The organism is Gammaproteobacteria bacterium (assembly GCA_003696665.1).
Lineage (GTDB): Bacteria > Pseudomonadota > Gammaproteobacteria > Enterobacterales.
On record RFGJ01000478.1, the window covers coordinates 1 to 1,333 of the forward strand.

Below are 1,333 nucleotides of genomic sequence, written 5' to 3' on the forward strand. Positions count from 1 at the left end.
CGTGCAGCGGACGCGGCTGCGCCGCGCGCCAACGTCGGCGGAATTTCGGTCAAAAATCATGCGCCATCAATGGCCGTTGGACGGCGACGCCGCGCCGCTAACGCTCACGTTGGGCGTGGGTTGGGTTGTCCCCGCGTTAGCCGCCTTGGTGGCCGCTTACTTCTCCGCCCGCCACGCGGAGCGTATCCCGCCCGCCCAGGTGTTGCGAGGAGAGTGAAGAATCCACCGATGACACCGATGGGCACCGATTTGAAATTGGTGGTTAGCGGGTGGCGTTTAGCAGTTGGCAGATTTGCTCTGCGTCCTCTGCGCCTTATTTCTTTGCGCCCTTTGCATTCTTGGCGACCTTGGCGCAAAAACCACAGATTACACAGAAACCCGCAGAAGACACGGAAACTCTTTTCTTTGCGCCTTTGCGTTATTCTTGGTGCCCTTGGCGTTAAGGGCAATTGGTTGATGTAAGTGTAAGATGTGTAGTACTTGACAAAAGTGCGGGGGGGGTAAAATGTAGATGATTCAAGGGGCCCTTAGACGAATCTACATTGCTGGCGGGGGCCAACTCTTTGTACGGATGTGTTCCCATGAACGAAAACAAAGGTGTGGAGCGCCTGTTGCAAGGCATCGTGGTGTTGTTGGGTGTGCTGATCCTCTTGGACGCGCTCATCCTGTGGCATGTGACTCGGGTAGAGCGAAGCGTGGCTCCGTTGCGCGCCGTCGCACCGCAGTCAGCACGGGAAGGCATCCAACCCGGCAAGAAAGCGCCGCCGTTTGCGCTCAAGGACATGAAGGGTCAGACCATCACCCTGGCGCAGTTCGCGGGGAAACCTTTTTTGTTGATCTTTGCCTCAACCGAGTGTGGAGCCTGCCGGCGCATGTTCCCCAATTTGAGCGCTTATCATCAAAAACACCCCGAACAACGAATCGTGATGATTTTGGCGGGGAGTGAGAGAGCGAAGGAAGAAGTGGTCAACAAGTACGGGTTTGATTTCCCGATTTTGTCGTGGGACGACAAGGTAGCCCATGCTTACAAAGTGCCGGGGACGCCCTGGTTCTTTTTGCTCGACGATAAGGGGGTAGTCGTGCGTTCGGGCACGGCCAATACACTGGAGGGCATCGAGGCTTTCGTTGAGAAGAAATGAAAGGGAAGGAGGTGATGTGAAGACGAAAAAAGAGCGACAGTTTGCGTGAACAGTTCATGAGATAGAGAAAGCCGTTTCGTTTCACCGAAAGGAGTGTGTTGAGTCTCGAAAAGTCGTACCTCTGGAATCCTGACAAAGTCTCGAAAAGTCGTGCCTCTGCCCCGTTATTCTCCGGGCTCCTCGAGAAAAATGGA

General features: G+C 55.0%; 3 protein-coding genes. All 3 read left to right on the forward strand.

Annotation, left to right across the window (positions count from 1 at the left end):
• Positions 1 to 217 (forward strand): hypothetical protein (locus tag D6694_11665; GenBank protein RMH38962.1); only part of this gene is annotated, 217 nt, incomplete at its 5' end.
• 20 nt (positions 218 to 237) lie between these two features.
• Positions 238 to 462, forward strand: a complete 225-nt coding sequence (locus D6694_11670) for a hypothetical protein (protein RMH38963.1) — start codon at positions 238 to 240, stop codon at positions 460 to 462.
• A gap of 119 nt (positions 463 to 581) precedes the next feature.
• On the forward strand, positions 582 to 1,139 hold the full coding sequence (locus D6694_11675; protein RMH38964.1) for a TlpA family protein disulfide reductase: 558 nt from the start codon (positions 582 to 584) through the stop codon (positions 1,137 to 1,139).
• Positions 1,140 to 1,333: the final 194 nt, after the last annotated feature.